Source organism: Mesorhizobium sp. M0001 (genome assembly GCF_040324255.1).
In the GTDB taxonomy this organism is placed as follows: Bacteria; Pseudomonadota; Alphaproteobacteria; order Rhizobiales; family Rhizobiaceae; genus Mesorhizobium.
This window is the reverse complement of the sequence record NZ_JAMYVS010000006.1, coordinates 220,839-237,644: the sequence shown is the minus strand read 5'-3', so window position 1 is coordinate 237,644 and position 16,806 is coordinate 220,839. Positions and strand designations below refer to the sequence as shown.

At 63.5% G+C, this 16,806-nt stretch carries 15 protein-coding genes; 7 read left to right on the top strand and 8 right to left on the bottom strand.

Features of this window, described 5'->3' with window-relative positions; genetic code table 11:
- Positions 1–50 precede the first annotated feature (50 nt).
- The gene (locus NKK50_RS19240; RefSeq protein ID WP_023672091.1) at positions 51–1,004 is read right to left on the bottom strand and encodes a sulfonate ABC transporter substrate-binding protein; all 954 of its coding nucleotides are present in this window, start codon (positions 1,002–1,004) and stop codon (positions 51–53) included.
- Between the two features lie 283 nt (positions 1,005–1,287).
- Here NKK50_RS19240 and NKK50_RS19235 point away from each other — a divergent pair, with 283 nt between their 5' ends.
- Positions 1,288–1,575 carry a GIY-YIG nuclease family protein gene (locus tag NKK50_RS19235; RefSeq protein ID WP_023672090.1) on the top strand — a complete coding sequence of 96 codons (288 nt, stop codon included), beginning with the start codon at positions 1,288–1,290 and terminating at the stop codon, positions 1,573–1,575.
- Positions 1,576–1,711: 136 nt separating this feature from the next.
- Here NKK50_RS19235 and NKK50_RS19230 read toward each other — a convergent pair whose 3' ends face one another.
- The 4 genes from NKK50_RS19230 to tauA all read right to left on the bottom strand — a co-directional run bounded on the left by NKK50_RS19230 (position 1,712) and on the right by tauA (position 4,798).
- Positions 1,712–1,894 carry a hypothetical protein gene (locus NKK50_RS19230; protein WP_023672089.1) on the bottom strand — a complete coding sequence of 61 codons (183 nt, stop codon included), beginning with the start codon at positions 1,892–1,894 and terminating at the stop codon, positions 1,712–1,714.
- Between the two features lie 80 nt (positions 1,895–1,974).
- On the bottom strand, positions 1,975–2,835 hold the full coding sequence (locus tag NKK50_RS19225; RefSeq protein WP_023672088.1) for an ABC transporter permease subunit: 861 nt from the start codon (positions 2,833–2,835) through the stop codon (positions 1,975–1,977).
- Positions 2,832–3,623: a taurine ABC transporter ATP-binding protein gene (locus NKK50_RS19220; RefSeq protein WP_023672087.1), complete on the bottom strand. Its 792-nt coding sequence runs from the start codon at positions 3,621–3,623 to the stop codon at positions 2,832–2,834. Before NKK50_RS19220 ends, NKK50_RS19225 begins: the two co-directional genes overlap by 4 nt.
- 161 nt (positions 3,624–3,784) lie before the next feature.
- Positions 3,785–4,798: a taurine ABC transporter substrate-binding protein gene (tauA, locus tag NKK50_RS19215; protein ID WP_023672086.1), complete on the bottom strand. Its 1,014-nt coding sequence runs from the start codon at positions 4,796–4,798 to the stop codon at positions 3,785–3,787.
- A 231-nt stretch (positions 4,799–5,029) separates the two neighbouring features.
- Between tauA and NKK50_RS19210 the strand changes: the two genes are divergently transcribed.
- From NKK50_RS19210 to NKK50_RS19185, 6 genes are all read left to right on the top strand, one after another.
- Positions 5,030–5,191: a hypothetical protein gene (locus NKK50_RS19210; RefSeq protein ID WP_023706948.1), complete on the top strand. Its 162-nt coding sequence runs from the start codon at positions 5,030–5,032 to the stop codon at positions 5,189–5,191.
- A 414-nt stretch (positions 5,192–5,605) separates the two neighbouring features.
- Positions 5,606–6,082, top strand: coding sequence for an RrF2 family transcriptional regulator (locus NKK50_RS19205; protein WP_023672084.1), 477 nt, complete (start codon positions 5,606–5,608; stop codon positions 6,080–6,082).
- 16 nt (positions 6,083–6,098) lie between these two features.
- Complete coding sequence (locus tag NKK50_RS19200) at positions 6,099–7,466, top strand: FAD/NAD(P)-binding protein (RefSeq protein WP_023672083.1); 1,368 nt, start codon at positions 6,099–6,101, stop codon at positions 7,464–7,466.
- Between the two features lie 227 nt (positions 7,467–7,693).
- Positions 7,694–9,127, top strand: a complete 1,434-nt coding sequence (locus NKK50_RS19195; protein ID WP_023672082.1) for a pyridoxal-phosphate dependent enzyme — start codon at positions 7,694–7,696, stop codon at positions 9,125–9,127.
- Positions 9,124–10,305, top strand: coding sequence for a trans-sulfuration enzyme family protein (locus NKK50_RS19190; RefSeq protein WP_023702430.1), 1,182 nt, complete (start codon positions 9,124–9,126; stop codon positions 10,303–10,305). The genes NKK50_RS19195 and NKK50_RS19190 overlap by 4 nt, the downstream gene beginning before the upstream one ends.
- Positions 10,306–10,451: 146 nt before the next feature.
- Entirely contained in the window at positions 10,452–10,628 is a 177-nt protein-coding gene (locus NKK50_RS19185) for a hypothetical protein (protein WP_081725472.1), read from the top strand.
- 29 nt (positions 10,629–10,657) lie between these two features.
- On the opposite strand, the gene NKK50_RS19180 is transcribed toward NKK50_RS19185, so the two are convergent.
- From NKK50_RS19180 to NKK50_RS19170, 3 genes are all read right to left on the bottom strand, one after another.
- Entirely contained in the window at positions 10,658–10,963 is a 306-nt protein-coding gene (locus NKK50_RS19180) for a UBP-type zinc finger domain-containing protein (protein ID WP_023672079.1), read from the bottom strand.
- Positions 10,963–12,630 carry an FAD-dependent oxidoreductase gene (locus NKK50_RS19175; RefSeq protein WP_352543765.1) on the bottom strand — a complete coding sequence of 556 codons (1,668 nt, stop codon included), beginning with the start codon at positions 12,628–12,630 and terminating at the stop codon, positions 10,963–10,965. Before NKK50_RS19175 ends, NKK50_RS19180 begins: the two co-directional genes overlap by 1 nt.
- Before the next feature lie 234 nt (positions 12,631–12,864).
- The gene (locus tag NKK50_RS19170) at positions 12,865–16,008 is read right to left on the bottom strand and encodes an amino acid permease (protein WP_352543764.1); all 3,144 of its coding nucleotides are present in this window, start codon (positions 16,006–16,008) and stop codon (positions 12,865–12,867) included.
- Positions 16,009–16,806: the final 798 nt, after the last annotated feature.

The following is a 16,806-nucleotide window of genomic DNA, read 5'->3' as shown; positions in this document are numbered from 1 at the left end:
GAAACGGCAAAGGCGCCGGGCGTTTTCCGCCCGGCGCCACACAAGAAAGTTCAATTGCCCGGTGCGGTCCACACGGCGTCGGAGATGCGCACCGCGTTCGGGATCAGCTTGAGCTTGTAGAAGCGATCGGCTGTCGCCTGCTGGCCGGCGATGATCTCGTCGGTGATCGGGAAGATGCCGAATTTGGTGCGGTTGGCCGCGATCGTCTGTGCATCGAGCGGCACGCCGGTCACCTCATGCAGCGCCGCGGCAACCTTGTCGCGGTTCGCGTCCGCCCATTTCGCCGCCACGCCGAGCGCCGCTATCGTCGTGGTGATCGTCTCCGGATGCGCCTTGGCGAAATCCTTGTTGGCGAGGAAATAGGTGTTCACCTTGAGCACCTCGCTGGAGCGCGCCAGCACGCGCGGCTGGTAGCGTGTCTCGGCGATGGCGTAGAACGGATCCCAGACCGCCCAGGCATCGATCTGGTCGCTGGCGAAAGCCGCCGCGGCATCGGCCGGGCTGAGATAGACCGGGGTGATCTGGTCGAAGGGGATGTTTGCTTTTTCGAGTGCCGCGACCAGCAGATTGTGCGCGCTGGTGCCTTTGCCGACGCCGATGCGCTTTCCCTTGAGGCCGGCGAGCGACTGGATCGGCGATGCCGGCTTGACGAAGATCGCTTCGCCGTCGCCATTGGCCGGCAGTGCCGCCGCATAGACGATGTTGGCGCCGGCCGACTGGCCGAAGATTGGCGGTGCGTCGCCGGTCCAGCCGACATCGATGGCGCCGACATTGAGCGCCTCGACCAACGGCGGGCCGGCGGTGAATTCGACCCATTTCACCGCGACACCCTTGTCGCTCAGCGCCTTCTCGATCACCTGCTGCTGCCGGGCGATGACCGGCAGGCCGGTCTTCTGATAGCCGATGTTGAGCTGCTTCAACTCTTGCGCCGAGGCACTGAGCGAGGCAGCAATGCCCGCCGCCAAAAGGCCAAGGCCGAAAACGCGTCTGGTCAGGCTGAACATGATCCCTCTTCCTTCGCTGCGAACCGGCGCCGGGAAGGGCTCCCTGCCGTGGATGAGAGACAAGGCTAGGTAGGTCTATAAATTTAGTAGAGAAACGATTTTGCGAGTTGGCTGCTTGACGTGGAAATATTTTCTTCAGAACCCAGCACTCGTCATCCTAGGGCGAAGCAAGGAGCGAAGCGACGCGGCGCAGACCCTAGGATCCATGCCGTGACGTTTGCCGTAGAGTGGAACGGATCAGAATGTCGCTTGTGCGCGAACCGAGGCTCGATACCCTGAAACCATGACCGGCGACGTCTACATGACTGCAAGCCAAAAACGCGGCACGATCTACATCGGCGTCACCAACGATCTCTCCCGCCGCATGCCTGAACACAAATCCGGCCAGGGCGCAGGCTTCACCAGCCGCTATGGTGTTCAACGGCTGGTCTGGTATGAGGAATTCTTCGACATCACCGATGCCATTCAACGCGAGAAGTCGCTGAAGCGATGGCCGAGACAGTGGAAGATCGAACTGATAGAGAAGGCCAATCCGGAGTGGTTTGAGCTGTTTCGCGGAACCGGGTGGTAGGCGCCCGGTTTGTTGCTCCCCTGGAGCGTAGCATCAGCGTCTCGGCATGGATCCTAGGGTCTGCGCCGCGTCGCTTCGCTCCTTGCTTCGCCCTAGGATGACGAAATCGCGAAGGCTGGCGCTAATCTCCATCACCTCACTGCGACCAATACTGCCAGGCCCAGTAAAATCCCTCGTCGCGCGGCGGCAGGCGGTCGCGTTCGGCGTCGAGTTGCACGGGGGCCGGCGATTTCGGCTGCGGCTGCGACGACGAGTTCTCCCGCCAGGCGAGCAGCCAGTTGCCGAGATGGGCGAACAGCACCGCGGTGGACTGGGTCATGACATCACTCCTTCTGTTCCGGGGTCGGCGGTCGCCGTGCTGCGAAGGGAAGCAGCCGGTCAAACCGGCAGAACTTGTTGTCATTCCTTTCCCGCCCACGGAACCAGCTGACGCTCGATTCGGCGGATGATGAATTCCAGCACGAAGGCTATTGTCGCGATCACCACTATTCCCATCACCACGACATCGGTGACCAGGAACTGGGCGGCCGACTGGATCATGAAGCCGAGGCCGCGCGTTGCCGCCACCAGCTCGGCTGCAACCAGCGTCGACCAGCCGGCGCCGAGCGCGATGCGCAGGCCGGTGAGGATCGACGGCAGCGCGCTGGGCAGGATGACATGGCGCACCACTTGGCGCTGCGTCGCACCAAGCGAACGCGCCGCATCGATGCGCTCCTTTGAGACACCGCGCACGCCCGAGGCCGTCGACAGCGCCACCGGCGCCAGCATGGCAATGGCGATCACCAGGATCTTTGACGGCTCGCCGATGCCGAACCAGATGATGACCAGCGGCAGATAGGCGAGCGGCGGGATCGGCCGCAAAAATTCGAGCAAGGGATCGAAGATGCCGCGCCCGACCGTCGAAATGCCGATAGCCAGCCCAACCGGAACGCCGATGACGATGGCCGCGAGCAGCGCCGCGAACACGCGGCCGAGGCTGGCGACGATATGCTGCAGCAAAGTCGCGTCGACGAAGCCGTCCTTGATCACCACGATGAACTTGGTCCACACGGCGGCGGGCGACGGCAGGAACACCGGCGACACCAGTTGCAGGCGCGCAGACAGCGCCCATGCCGCCAGCACGACCAGGATGGTGACGGCGCTGATCGCCCGCGAGGAAACCCCGCGCCGCTTCCGCACCGGCCGCGACCACGGCACCGAAATGGCATCGGCCTCGCCGGTCCCGGTGGCCGGCCGCTCGCTGTAGGAGGTGACGCTCATGCCACCTCTCCTTCGAAGATCGCATCGGTCAGCTCGCCGCGCGCCGCGGCAAAGGCCGGATCGGCCTTGATGGTGCGGATCGGCTCGCCTGCGGCATAGCGCCGGCTGAAACCGGTCTCGAATGTCCGCACCACGCGGCCCGGTCCGGGCGCCAAAACGACGATGCTTGTGGCCAGCACCAGCGCCTCCTCGATGCCATGCGTGACCATCAGCACGCCGACCCGGCTTGCGGTCCACAGGTCGAGCAGCGTCGTCTGCATGCGCTCGCGCGTCAGCGCATCGAGTGCGCCGAGCGGTTCGTCGAGCAGCAGGAATTCCGGCTCGGCCGCGAGCGCTCGGGCGAGGCCGACGCGCTGGCGCATGCCGCCGGACAATTCCCAGATGCGTTTGTCGCCGACGCCGTCAAGCTTGACCAGCGCCAGCAACTGGTCGGCGCGGCGCGCCCGCTCGGCTTGCGGCACGCCGCGCAGCCTGAGCGCAAAGCCGACGTTTTCACGAGCCGTCAGCCAGGGAAACAGCGCATCGTTCTGGAACACGACCGCCCGGTCGGAGCCTGGGCCGGTGATCGGTCTGCCGCCGATCGTGGCGACCCCGCGCGCGGGTTCGACCAGGCCGGCGGCGACATTGAGCAGCGAGGTCTTGCCGCAGCCGGAGCGGCCGACCAGCACGACGAAATCGCCCTTGGCGACATCGATGGAAACTCGGTCGACCGCCGGCGCTGCTTGGCCGTCATAGTGAACCGAGGCCTTGTCGAGTACGAGATGCGGGTCGAGTACGAGATGCGGCATGAAAAGGGGCTCCGGAAGAAAATCAGCCTGCCCCGGCCCTCGTTAAGCGGATCCGGGACAGGCAGCACGCGGCGTCAGGGAAGAGGAAACCGCGCGTGTTCAGAGCAATTCCAGGAAAAGTGTGAAGCGGTTTTCCGTCCGGAATTGCGTAAAACTGAAGATCAGTTCGAGGCCAGAGCCTCGGTCACGTATTTCGACGACACGTATTTCGAATAGTCGGGCAGCACGGCGTCGATCTTGCCCTGCTCCTTGAGGAAGGCCGAAGCTGCCTCCATCGCCTTGACCGTGCCGCCGCCGAGGAATTTGTCGGAAGCCTGCTCCTCCAATGTCGGGAAGACGTAACCCTTGAGGAGCTGCGGCACCTCTTCCAGTTTGGCGCCGGTGATCTTGGCGATCTTGGCCGCTTCCGGCGACGAAACCGACCATGCCTCGGGCTTGGCCAGGAACTGGGCATAGGATTCGCCGGTCACCTTGACGAAATCGCGCACGGCGTCCGGGTTCTTTTCGGCGAAGTCGGTGCGCACGATCCAGGCGTCGAAGGTCGGCGCGCCCCAGGCGGCAACCTGCGAGGAATCCAGCACCACCTTGCCTGTCGTCTTGATCTGGCCGAGCGCCGGATCCCAGACATAGGCCGCGTCTATGTCGCCGCGGGCGAAGGCGGCGGCTATTTCCGGTGGCCTGAGATTAAGGATTTCGACCGACTTCGGGTCGACGTTTTCGTGCTTCAGCGCGGCAAGCAGGCTGTAATGCGTGGTCGACACGAACGGCACCGCCACCTTCTTGCCGGCGAGGTCGGCGATCTTCTCGATGCCGGATCCATTGCGGGCGACCAGCGCCTCGGACTGGCCGATCAGGCCGACGACAAAGATGGTCTGGATCGGCAGTTCGCGGCTGGCGGCCGCGGCCAGCGGACTCGAGCCGACATAGCCGATATCGACCGAACCGGATGCGACGGCGGCGATGACATCGGCACCGGAATCGAACTTACGCCAGTCGATCGTTGCCTTGGTCGCCTTTTCATAGGCGCCGTCGGCCTGTGCTACTTTCGAAGGTTCGACCACCGTTTGGTAGCCAATGGTGATGTTGAGGTCCTGCGCCTGGGCCGGGCCGAGGAAGGCCGCACCCGCCAAAGCTGCCGACGACAGGAGGACAATGCGTCGCGAAATGCTGGACATGAAAGGCTCCATGAAAAATGAGAAAAACCGGATGCCTGTTCATAGTCAGCTAATTCTATCATTCTTGTAGAGTTAAATCGTTCCAAGGAAAAAGCACTTGTTAGAAAAAACCAACGGCTGATGCGGGCGCGGTGACCGGCCCGTGTCGGACCGTGCACAAACGCAAACGGCGCCCCAAAGGTGCTGAAGAGTTGGTGGTCCTGCCAACCCTCGCTACGGAAGAGGCCTGATTTGGTGCTCGGCGCGCCGCTTGCGGCCTGCCGCAGGATCGATGTCGAGCCGTTGAGCCTCACCGACTTCCGCAGCGACGGCCACCGCTGGATGCTGCGGTCAAGCGGCGTGCCGGTGGCCGCCAAGGCCGCCCGGTCTCAGAGCGGCAAGGCGGCGTCCTGATATCGGGCGCAGGGCGGCGCCCGAGTTGTCGGGAGTCATGTTCGCCGATCCGCGGGCTGCGACCCAAAATTCCCGGCAAAGCCCCAAATGGCGCAAATCCATGCTGTAAAAGACGGTTGATTTGAAAACACGTTCCGCGTGTTCGAGGGTAAGTATAGTAATCTTATCGACATTGGGAGCAGGAGCCGCCGTTCATCGCCGCAATCGCTCGCGGCTGGCTGTGACCGTAACGGCACAAAGCCTTGCTAAAGTGGCCCCTGCGGCGTGAAAACGAAGCAAAATCAAGGTTTCTCGGCTTGTATATCATGTCAGTAGAATTTATGTGTCGAAGCAGCTTGCACGCGGCGGGGAGGCACGTCAGGCGTTTCGCAACCGATGGTTTGGGCCATCGCCTGACAGAGAAACATTCGGTCTATGCTCACCAAAAAAGGCAAGTACGGCCTCAAGGCGCTGGTCCATCTGGCGCATCTGCCGGTGGGACAGCTCGCCTTCGTCGGCGACATCGCCAGCGGCAACAACATCCCGAAGAAATTCCTCGACGCCATTCTGGGCGAATTGCGCAATGCCGGTTTCGTCCAGAGCCGCAAGGGCAAGGATGGCGGCTATCGCCTGGCGCGCCCGGCCGACGAGATCAAGGTCGGCCATGTCGTGCGCGTCCTCGACGGACCGCTGGCGCCCATCCCCTGCGCCAGCCGCACCCAGTATCAGCGCTGTGAAGACTGCAATGAGGCGACATGCCAAGTCCGACATCTGATGCTCGAGGTCCGGCAGGCGATCGCCGAGGTGCTCGACCAGCGCACGCTGGCCGAGATGCGCGACATCGTCCTCGACGACCTTCCGGTCGCGAGGGACATCGACGAGCTTGCGCCGGCGCAAAAGGTCCCCGCCTGATCCTGAGCGTGCTCGCATGAGCGTCGCGCGCGCCAATTCGATCATCCGCAGCTCGATCATCATCGTCGGCGGCGGCGCCAGCGGCGTCGTGCTTGCCGCGCATCTGCTGAAGTCGCCCAACCCGGACCTTCGCGTCACGCTGATCGAAAAGCGTCCGCATTTCGGCCAGGGCATCGCCTATTCGACGCTCTTATCGGCGCACGTGCTGAATGTCAGCGCCGCGGGGATGAGCGCCTATGCCGACGATCCCCTGAATTTCTGGCGCTGGTTGCAGGGGCGCGGCCTGATAAGCCAGGAACAGACGCCGCAGACACCCTTCTATGCACCGCGCAGCGTCTATGCCCGCTACCTCAAGGAAGTGCTCGACGAACTCGAAGCGCGCGAAAAGGAAACCGGCCGTCTCAGGCTGATTCGCGAGGAAAGCCTGTCGATCTCGCCGACATCGTCCGGTGTCGAAGTGGTGCTGGCCAACGGCACCAGCGTCGTCGCGCATCTGGCGGTGCTTGCCACCGGCCACGACGAGCAGCCCGGCGCCGGCCAAGGTCATGCCATCCGCATGGGCACCGAGGCCGACACAGCGCTCGATCCTGAAGCCCGCGTGCTGGTGCTGGGCACCGGGCTCAGCATGGTCGATGCCTTCCTGTCGCTCGAGCAGCGCGGCCATCGCGGCGAGATCGTCGCCGTGTCGCGGCGCGGCCTGCTGCCGTCGCCGCACCGCAAGGGCAACCCGATCAAGCTCGACGTCGCCGACATTCCGCTCGGCACGCAGCTCTCCTATTTCGTCGGCTGGTTCCGCGACCTGATCCGAGAAAACCAGAAGGCCGGCATCGACTGGCGCGACGTCGTCGATGGGCTGCGACCCTTCAACCAGAAGATCTGGCAGAACTGGCCGTCCTCGGCCAAGCGCCGCTTCGTCGAGCACACCAAGGCCTGGTGGGACATCCATCGCCATCGGCTGGCGCCCGAGGTGCATGCCCGCGTCACCGAGGCGGTGCGCACCGGCCGCATCCGCCCGGTCGCCGGCCGTGTCGTCGGCATCGAGGCCGGCGATGGATTCACCGTCGGCATCCAGTCCCGCCACACAAAGGCGCTGGAAACGCTGCAGGTCGCCCGCATCTATGATTGCACCGGCATCGCCCGCGATATCTCGACGACGTCGAACAGCGTCGTGCGCTCGCTGGTCGACCGCGGCCTGGCGCGGCCCGACCCGCTGCGGCTTGGTCTCGATGTCACAGCCAAATGCGAAATCATCGCCGGCGACGGCACCGCATCGGCCAAGATCCTCGCCGTCGGGCCGCTGACCCGCGGCACCTTCTTCGAGATCGACGCCATCCCCGATATCCGAGTCCAGTGTGCGCGGCTGAGCAAGCAGCTGCTGGGGTAAAGCTGTTGACGTCGGTGGGATAGCACGCCCCTCAGAGGGGGGTGGGAAGGATCGCTACGGAGGGTGTTGGGCTTGAGTCCAAAGCCGGCCTAAAACTGGAATTCCATTCCCCCTCTCGCCGGTTGATTGGCACGATCTACCTTCTTTCCGACTGCAAACGGCCGGAAAAGAAGCTACGCTGCCGCTCTGCCCCCGAGGCGGTCGCTTGTTCAAGGGAGCACATCGATATGAGCGAGCACGGAAAAGCTGCGCCAGGCAGTTCGGACGGCGCGTTATCCCGCCTGCGTCCGCCCTACGCCTCGGTGCTCGACCTCATCGGCCAGACGCCGGTGGTCGAACTGACCAAATTCGACACCGGCAAGTGCCGGCTGTTCATCAAGCTCGAAAGCCAGAATCCAGGCGGCTCGATCAAGGACCGCATTGCGCTGTCTATGATTTCCGCGGCCGAGAAGGAAGGCAAGCTCAAGCGCGGCGGCACCATCGTCGAGGCGACCGCCGGGAATACCGGCCTCGGCCTCGCCCAGGTCGGCATCCCCAAGGGCTACCGCATCATCCTCGTCGTGCCCGACAAGATGTCGCGCGAAAAGATCCAGCATCTGCGCGCGCTCGGCGCCGAAGTGCGCATGACGCGCTCCGATGTCGGCAAGGGCCATGCCGAATATTACCAGGACATGGCCGAGAAGATCGCATCGGAAACGCCCGGCGCCTTCTACGCCAACCAGTTCGCCAACCCGGCCAACCCCGAGGCGCATGAGACCACCACCGGACCGGAAATCCTTGCCCAGCTCGATGGCGACCTCGACGCCGTGGTCGTCGGCGTCGGCTCCGGCGGTACGCTGACCGGGCTTGGCCGCTACTTCGCCAGAACATCGCCGAAGACCGAAATGGTGCTGGCCGATCCCGTCGGATCGGTGCTGGCGCCGCTGATCAAGACCGGCAAGATGGAAGAGGCCGGCAGCTGGACCGTCGAAGGCATCGGCGAGGATTTTGTGCCGCCCAATGCCGATCTGTCGCTGGTCAGGAAAGCCTATTCCATCCCAGACAAGCAGAGCATGCTGGCCGTGCGGGACCTGCTTTCGAAGGAAGGCATTCTCGCCGGCTCGTCTTCCGGCACGCTGCTGTCGGCCGCGCTTCGCTATTGCCGCGAGCAGACGACAGCAAAACGCGTCGTCACCTTCGTCTGCGACAGCGGCAACAAATACCTGTCCAAGGTGTTCGACGATTTCTGGCTGGCCGAGCAGGGGCTGGCCGAACAGGAACAGCATGGCGATCTGCGCGACCTTGTCGTGCGCTCGCACCGCACCGGCGACACCGTCTATGTCGGCCCCGACGAAAGCCTGCTCAACGCCTATGGCCGCATGCGCCGCTCCGATGTCTCGCAGCTGCCGGTGCTGGACAACGGCAAGCTGGTCGGCATTATCGATGAGGGCGATATATTGGCCAAGGTCGACGGCCCCTATGACGGCCGCTGGGACCGCTTCAACGCTCCGGTGTGCACCGCCATGACCTCCAATCTGCACACGCTGCAGGCCAGCCAGACGCTGGATGCGCTGCTGCCGGTGTTCGACCGCAACGAGGTCGCCATCATCTTCGATGGCGACGAGTTCGTCGGCCTGATAACCCGTATCGACCTGATCAACCATTTAAGGCGCGCACGATGACTGCTGAAACACCCCCATCGGGCAAGAACCGCCTGGCTTTTTCCACGCGCACCATCCATGGCGGCCAGAGCCATGACCCGCTGACCGGCGCGGTGATGGTGCCGATCTACGCGACCTCGACCTATGGCCAGCAGTCGCCCGGCGTGCACAAGGGGTTTGAGTACGCCCGCAGCCAGAACCCGACCCGCTTCGCCTTCGAGCGCGCGGTGGCCGATCTCGAAAGCGGCTCGGCCGCCTTTGCATTCGCGTCCGGCCTGGCGGCGATCTCGACCGTGCTCGAGCTGCTCGACAGCGGCGCCCATATCGTTGCAACCGACGACATCTATGGCGGCTCGTTCCGGCTGATGGAGCGGGTGCGCAAGCGCTCGGCCAATCTGCAGGTCTCCTTCGTCGATTTTACCGACCTCGCCGCTGTCGAAGCCGCTATCCGTCCGGAGACGAAACTGCTCTGGGTCGAAACGCCCACCAATCCGCTGCTGCGCATCGTCGACCTCGAAGGCGTTGCGGCACTCGCCAGGCGCAAAGGGGTTTTGACGGTCGCCGACAACACGTTCTGCAGCCCCTACATCCAGCGGCCGCTTGAACTCGGCATCGACATCGTCGTCCATTCGACGACAAAATATCTCAACGGCCATTCCGACATGGTCGGCGGCGTCGCCATCGTCGGCGACAACAAGGATCTCGCCGCCCAGCTGAAATTCCTGCAGAACGCCATCGGCGCCATCTCCGGTCCCTTCGACAGTTTTCTCGCGCTGCGCGGCATCAAGACACTGGCGCTCAGGATGGAGCGGCATTCCACGAACGGCCTGAAGATTGCGCAGTGGCTGGAGGCGCGAAAAGATGTGCGCCGCGTCGTCTATCCCGGCCTGGCCAGCCATCCGCAGCACGCCATCGCCGTCCAACAGATGCATGCCTTCGGCGGCATGATCTCGGTCGACCTCGACCGCGACCTCGCCGGCACCAAACGCTTCCTCGAACGGACGCAATTGTTCACGCTGGCTGAAAGCCTCGGCGGCGTCGAAAGCCTGATCGAACACCCGGCGCTGATGACGCACGGCTCGATCCCGGCGGAAAAGCGCGCGGAAATCGGCATTTCGGATTCGCTGGTGCGGTTGTCGTCGGGGATAGAGGATGGCGATGATCTGATCGCCGACCTGGACCAGGCGCTGCGGGGGTAGGCGTACCAGATGCGTACCGATGACAATGAGGGGCGGCGCTGACCGTCGAGATTAAATCCCAATCCGCCGCGCGTTAACACATTCAGCAGCCTTTGCTTAACCCTTCGCCGCTATGTCCCGCCTGGGGAGGCATGGCGAGAGTGAGTATGATGGACAACAACCCGGAAAAGCGCAGCGAATGGCGCGCCATTTTTTATGTGCAGGCCCGCGTGGCCATCCTGTTCGTCCCGGTCGTCGCCAGTCTTCTGATCATTGCCGCACTTGCCGGCAACGACCACAATCCCAATGCCATAGACCGCACGGTTACTGGCTCGGTGAAGTAGGCGCAGCGGTCGGCCGACAGTCGGCCGCCTCAGAAAAACTTCGGGATCGGGCCGTTCTGAGGCGTCACGTCGCCTTCCAGGTCGATGAACGCCTCGTCGACAAAGCACCATGCCCAGCCTTCCGGCGGGTCGTAGCCTTCGATGATCGGGTGCTTTGTGGCGTGGAAATGCTTGGTGGCGTGGCGGTTGGGCGAGTCGTCGCAGCAGCCGACATGGCCGCAGGTGCGGCACAGCCTGAGATGCACCCACATGGAGCCGCTCTTCAGGCACTCCTCGCAACCGAGCGCGCTCGGCGTCACCGTCTTAATGTCGCGCGTGTGTTTGCATTCATCCATTATGCTCTCCTGTCCAGTTCGGGCGCTGCTGCGTTGGGTCGCGCGAGATAGGCGTGCAAGGCAGCCACCACCTGGGCGCCTTCGCCGACGGCGGCGGCGACCCGCTTGACCGAGCCTGCGCGCACGTCGCCGATGGCGAACACGCCGCTGCGGCTGGTCTCCATCTGGCCCGCCCCTATGTCGGCGCCGGTGCGCACGAAACCCCTGGCGTCGAGCGCGATATCGCACCCAGCCAGCCAATCGGTGTTGGGGTCGGCGCCGATGAACAGGAAGAGATGCTGGATCGGCCGCGTCTCGACGCCGCCGGGGTTGCGCCAGCGCAACTGGGTGAGATTGCCGCCTTCGCCTTCCAGCGCCTCGATCTCGGTCTCGCCAAGCACCTCGATGTTGGGTTGCGCCTCGATACGCTCGACCAGATAGCGCGACATGGTTTCCCTGAGGCCGCCGCGGCGCGCCAGCATCGTCACCTTGCGGACCTGGCTGGCGAGATAGACCGCCGCCTGCCCCGCCGAATTGCCGGCGCCGACCAGCGCCACTTCTTGCCCTGTGCATAGCCGCGCCTCGATCGGCGAGGCCCAGTAATGCACCGACGTGCCCTCGAACTCGGCCAGCTTGGCGATGTCGAGGCGGCGGTAGCGCGCGCCGCTGGCGATCACCACCGTGCGTGCGCGCAGGCTTTCACCGTCGCCGACGGTAAGCGTGTAGCCCTCGCCTGCTGCACCGAGCAGCTTGGCCTCGTCGGGGATGACTATTTCGACGCCGAATTTCTGCGCCTGGTTGTAGGCGCGCGCCATCAGCGCCATGCCGGAAATGCCGGTGGGGAAACCCAGATAGTTCTCTATGCGCGCGGAGGCGCCGGCCTGGCCGCCGAAGGCGCGGCAATCGAGCACGATGGTCGACAGCCCTTCGGATGCCGCATAGACCGCGGCCGCCAGCCCCGCCGGTCCGGCGCCGACAATGGCGACGTCATAGACCATGTCGGGATCGATCGGCCGCAGCAGGCCGATGCAGCGGGCAAGTTCGGTTTCGCCGGGATTGTGCATCAGCTTGCCGTTGGGGCAGAGCACGATCGGCAGATGGTGCGGGTCAACATGAAAATGCTCAATCAGCGTCTTGGCGCACGGGTCGCTGTCGGAATCGAGCGCGCGGTGCGGCTGGCCGCTGCGGCGCAGAAATCCCTGCAGCCGCAGCGTGTCGCCATTGCCGGCCGGGCCGATGACGACCGGCCCGCTCGAGCCGCTTTCCAGAAGCCCGACGCGGCGCAGGATCAGCGCCCGCATGATCCGCTCGCCAAGGCTTGCCTCCTGCACCATCAGGTCGCGCAGCCGCTGCGAGGGGATGACGAAGGCCTCGACCGGCTCGGCCGCCTCCGCATTGACCAGCGACGGCCGGCTGGAAAGCTGCGCCAGCTCGCCGATGAAATTGCCGGGACCATGAGTGACGATGGTCTCGCGCCGGCCAGGCCTGACATCCTGGGTGATATCGACCGTGCCCGACAGGATGACGATCAGCCCCGGCGCTACGGTGCCGGCGGTGACGATATGCTCGCCGGCGGCATAGGAACTCGCCTCGCCGAACCGGCGCATGCGCTCGATATCGGCGTCGCCCAGGATGGGAAACATCTGGTCGCGGCGGGTGACGGTGATCGGCTGGGTGGGTGGGGCCATAGGTGCGAGCGTAGCGCCACGGCCGCCGGGTTTGAAGTGGTTTGTTGGGGGACTGGCCGGAAGGGGAGGTGGCTCCCGCGCCAGCTGGTTCGGATGCTTCGCATGGTCCCGCGCTGCAAGGCAAACAGCGCGCCGACCAGTGCGACCTTTATAAGGGCGAGCCCGAGCAGTACCGCCAGCAGTCCTCGCTCACCGGTGTGTTGCAAGAGCAGCGCGCCGACGGTCGGCGCCGGGCTATCGCGTTACGCCAAGCGCCTGGGGTGCGGTGGTATCCTCGGGCTCCGCGAAGGCAGATCCTGGCGAAATCCCATTCGTCACATCTTTGTAGAGCGCTATCGGATGCGGGCGCCCTACCAGATATCCTTGGATTTCGGGGCATCCTTCCTTCATCAGGAAGGCACGCTCGTCCTCTGTTTCGACACCCTCCGCGATGACAGGCAAGGCCAGCGCATTCCCCAGGCTGAGTATCGTGCGCACGATGGCCGCCGATTGGACATTCGAGCCGACACCCGAAACAAAACTGCGATCGATCTTGATCTTGTCGAATGGAAACGCCTGCAACGAGGACAGTGAGGCATACCCCGTGCCAAAATCATCCATCGAGACCCTGACGCCCAACGCCTTCAACCTCCGCAAAACCGACAAGGCAGTTGCCCGGTCGCGGATGAGAACCCCTTCCGTGATTTCCAGTTCCAGCCGCCCCGGAGCAAGGCCGGTCTCGTAGAGGATAGAATGAACGAGGCCTACCAGGTCCCCGAAACGGAATTGCACGGGAGAGAGGTTGACGGCGATCTGCAGCGGTGAGGGCCAGGAGGCCGCGTCTCTGCACGCCTGCCTGAGCGTCCATTCACCTATCTCAACGATCGTGCCATCCTGTTCGGCAAGCGAGACAAACGCGTTTGGGGAGATGAGCCCATGCTTTGGATGGTGCCATCGGGCGAGTGCCTCGAAACCGAAGATTTCGCCGTCTATCCTGGCTTGCGGCTGGTAATGAAGCACAAGTTCGCCATGGCCGACCGCAGAGCGCAAATCTCGCTGCAAGGCGTAGCGCTCTCTTAGTCGCTTATCCATCTCAGGGTCGAAGAATTGCACCATTCGACGGCCGTCCGCCTTGGCCCGGTAGAGCGCTGCGTCGGCATTTGCCATCAGCGCCGCTGCATTCTCTCCGTCTTTCGGATAGATCGCCGCCCCGATGCTCACCCCGATCGAAATGTGCTGGCCCCGGATCTCGAATTTGCCTGCCGCCGATTCGAACAGACGGTCCGCAACGTCCTTGGCACTCGCGGACCGGTCATCCATGGCCAGGACAACCGTGAATTCGTCGCCGCCCATGCGCGCGATAAAGGCCTCAGGCGCCGCAGTTTGGAGACGCCGGGAGATGGTGCAAAGCAGATCGTCGCCGGCGGCGTGCCCGAAAACGTCGTTCGCCTCTTTAAAATGGTCAAGGTCGATGCTGAAGACGGCAAAGCTGGCGTGCGTTGCTTTTGCACGCTCGAGCGTCGTGGCCAGGTGTGCTGCAAGCGCGGCTCGGTTCGCCAGGCCGGTAAGCGGATCGTGGTGCGCGAGATGCGCGATTTCCTCGTGCCGTGCCATCAATTCGGTGCGCGCTACGTTCATGTTCTCGCGCGCGTCGTCCAGGCCGTGGGCGGCTTCCCTCACCTTGTCCTGGAGCAGGTTGAAGCTTTCGGCCATCTCTCCAAGTTCGTCACGAGAGTTTACGGTAACCGGCATGATGTTCACGGAGGCGTGCGCCGCCGCGAGGTCTCCCCGCCCCAGGGCGACCATGGCGAGAGAGAAGTCCTTCAGCGTTCCGGATGTCAGACGCTTTGCCGCGTTGCTCACCTCGGTCGCCGAATGGGTGATCATTCCCGGCAAAATCAGGCCAACGCTGATGGTCAGCAGCGCGACAACAACAAAAATGTCCTCCAGCGCGGCGACCAATGAAGTGTCGCCTTGGGGAACGCTGCCGATCGCCAGGAAATAGCCGGCACCGTCAAGCACGAGCACAAAAAGCATGGCTCCGGTAAGCTTCAGGTGAAGCGTATGTGGCAGCAAGGGTAGACCGAGTGCGTATCGATCCTCCATCGTGCGCCAGGCGTAGAGCGCAGCACCCGAATATGCCAAAGCCAGACCGAACAGGACGGTAGGAAGGCCAAATTGCTGAAATCCCAGTATGGCGGTCAACAGCCATATTGCAGCCGCGCCTACGCCAAGGATGATCGTTCCCCTGGGAGCCCGGAAGGGTCGCTCGGCTTCGGGACTGTCACGGCGCAAGAGCCAGACTGCGATGTTTGGCATGCAGATGCTGATCAGGTACGTAAAATTGGCCGCGGCGATCATCCAGAGCGGATACCCGCACAGCATGAAGCCGATTGCCGCGGCAGCTGTGAGCAGCGTTGCCGCCCAGGGACAATCTGTTGAGGTGCGCCTGGCCAGGAAGCTCGGCAGCAGGCCGTCTTCGCTCAGCTGCGCAAGGGTCCGCGCGGCGCCTGCCAATGGCTGCAACGTTCCATGGAACATGTTCAGCATGATGAGCCAGATGGCGGCCGCCTTGCCGAAACTCCCCAACAAGGGCGCAAAGGTGGGCCCGAGAGCTATGGCGAGGTCGGTGCCGAGCGGCTCCGGCCCGAGCACACCCAGCCAGACAACCGGCAGGACCAGGAAATAGACGCCGGCCATTGCGGCGCTGGCCCACATCGCCAGAGGAATGTTGCGGTTGGGATCGATGGTTTCGCCAACATGGCAGGCTGCAGCCTCAAATGCCGGTGCGGCAAACCCGATCAGGTACAGTCCCGCCATCACCGACGTGATATCGCCGAACAGGCCGGTAAACGGGCTGGTCAGGGCAAAATCCGTCGCCTGCCGCCAGTCGACCGAGCCACTGATGACCGGGACGAGGGATGAGAGAAACGCAAGCGTCGCGGAGGCAGTGGCGATCGGGATCGCCAGTTGGACCACCCACTTGATTCCACACAGGTTGACCGCCGTAAAGAATGCGATGAGCCCGCAGGCGACCGCCTCCACGGGGAGGCCCGGCAGGTACCATTGCTGTATTGCAGACGCTGAAAGAACCGCTGTCAGTCCGCAGGTCGGCACCCAACCCCACCAATAGCAGGTGCCCGTCAGAGCCGAGAGAACGGGACTGTAAGGTCGGAAGGCTTCGGCGCACGCTGCAGAGATACCGCCGACGCGGTTTGGCCACATGAGAACCAATTCGGTCCACGCAGGCGCGGCGGCCCAGCTTAGAAGCAGACCAACAACGAGCAAAGGAACCGCAGCGCTTCCTTGACCGGGAATATTCCCCTGGCCGACAAAAAGGGCGGCAATCAGAAACAGGCTTTGATTGCTGCCACCCATGGCGAGCGCTGTCGTGCCCATCCATCCCAAGGTTCTCGGGTGCGGTCGTGAAGGCGTGAGGCCCGGCATTCAGAGACATCCATTCGAGTGCGGAGCGCTGTCTGACTGGCGAATGTAACCTGCGGAGATATGTCTGTCGAACGTCGCGCTCCCGAAGTCAAAGTTGGACCTTAGGTGAGACGTATTAAGACTTCGTACCAAACCAGATCCGCCCGATGATCGCTGTCAACTTGCGGTAGCTGCGGTTCAATCATGCTGATGCCGGCCCGAATGGATCGATCTCCTCCGATCTGGGATATCATATCAATTTTATCTAATCGCCCACTATGGGGGATAGTCGCGAATACAGCCTAATATCGATTATTATCGACAAATCTCGTGATTGCGGGGCGCCATCATTCGAAACGGCGGCTGAAGTCGACTGTAGATCGCTAAGCACATTGACCGCTTTTGACTTCGTACCTCGCCATCGTGGGGGCAAGCACCGAGACTTCACGCCGTGCCTCAAGTTGGAGCTAACTTGTGCGAGCACGCCGCATAGCCCCGCGTTGCAGGGCAAATAGCGCGCCGACCACGCTGGGCGCGGCGGTCGGCCTTGGCGCGCTGGTGGGTCCTTCCCAGGCCGGCGCCCGTACGGTCGATATGGCGATCGCTCGCTACCATCATCCGATCTGCACCAAACTGGCCTCGGTGACATTTCTGACCATAGGCGTGGCGACGCTCTGGACCGGCCTGCCCGGTTCTGCCGGCCGCGGTGATTTTCTATGGCGCCCGCATCGGCTAGCATGGCCGGGTATCGTCACATGCGGCGACATGGTG

Bases quoted from the DNA above. Each gene is read 5' to 3' on its own strand.
- NKK50_RS19240 (WP_023672091.1), bottom strand. From the start codon at position 1,004: ATGTTCAGCCTGACCAGACGCGTTTTCGGCCTTGGCCTTTTGGCGGCG.
- NKK50_RS19235 (WP_023672090.1), top strand. From the start codon at position 1,288: ATGACCGGCGACGTCTACATGACTGCAAGCCAAAAACGCGGCACGATC.
- NKK50_RS19230 (WP_023672089.1), bottom strand. From the start codon at position 1,894: ATGACCCAGTCCACCGCGGTGCTGTTCGCCCATCTCGGCAACTGGCTG.
- NKK50_RS19225 (WP_023672088.1), bottom strand. From the start codon at position 2,835: ATGAGCGTCACCTCCTACAGCGAGCGGCCGGCCACCGGGACCGGCGAG.
- NKK50_RS19220 (WP_023672087.1), bottom strand. From the start codon at position 3,623: ATGCCGCATCTCGTACTCGACCCGCATCTCGTACTCGACAAGGCCTCG.
- tauA (WP_023672086.1), bottom strand. From the start codon at position 4,798: ATGTCCAGCATTTCGCGACGCATTGTCCTCCTGTCGTCGGCAGCTTTG.
- NKK50_RS19205 (WP_023672084.1), top strand. From the start codon at position 5,606: ATGCTCACCAAAAAAGGCAAGTACGGCCTCAAGGCGCTGGTCCATCTG.
- NKK50_RS19200 (WP_023672083.1), top strand. From the start codon at position 6,099: ATGAGCGTCGCGCGCGCCAATTCGATCATCCGCAGCTCGATCATCATC.
- NKK50_RS19195 (WP_023672082.1), top strand. From the start codon at position 7,694: ATGAGCGAGCACGGAAAAGCTGCGCCAGGCAGTTCGGACGGCGCGTTA.
- NKK50_RS19190 (WP_023702430.1), top strand. From the start codon at position 9,124: ATGACTGCTGAAACACCCCCATCGGGCAAGAACCGCCTGGCTTTTTCC.
- NKK50_RS19185 (WP_081725472.1), top strand. From the start codon at position 10,452: ATGATGGACAACAACCCGGAAAAGCGCAGCGAATGGCGCGCCATTTTT.
- NKK50_RS19180 (WP_023672079.1), bottom strand. From the start codon at position 10,963: ATGGATGAATGCAAACACACGCGCGACATTAAGACGGTGACGCCGAGC.
- NKK50_RS19175 (WP_352543765.1), bottom strand. From the start codon at position 12,630: ATGGCCCCACCCACCCAGCCGATCACCGTCACCCGCCGCGACCAGATG.
- NKK50_RS19170 (WP_352543764.1), bottom strand. From the start codon at position 16,008: ATGGGCACGACAGCGCTCGCCATGGGTGGCAGCAATCAAAGCCTGTTT.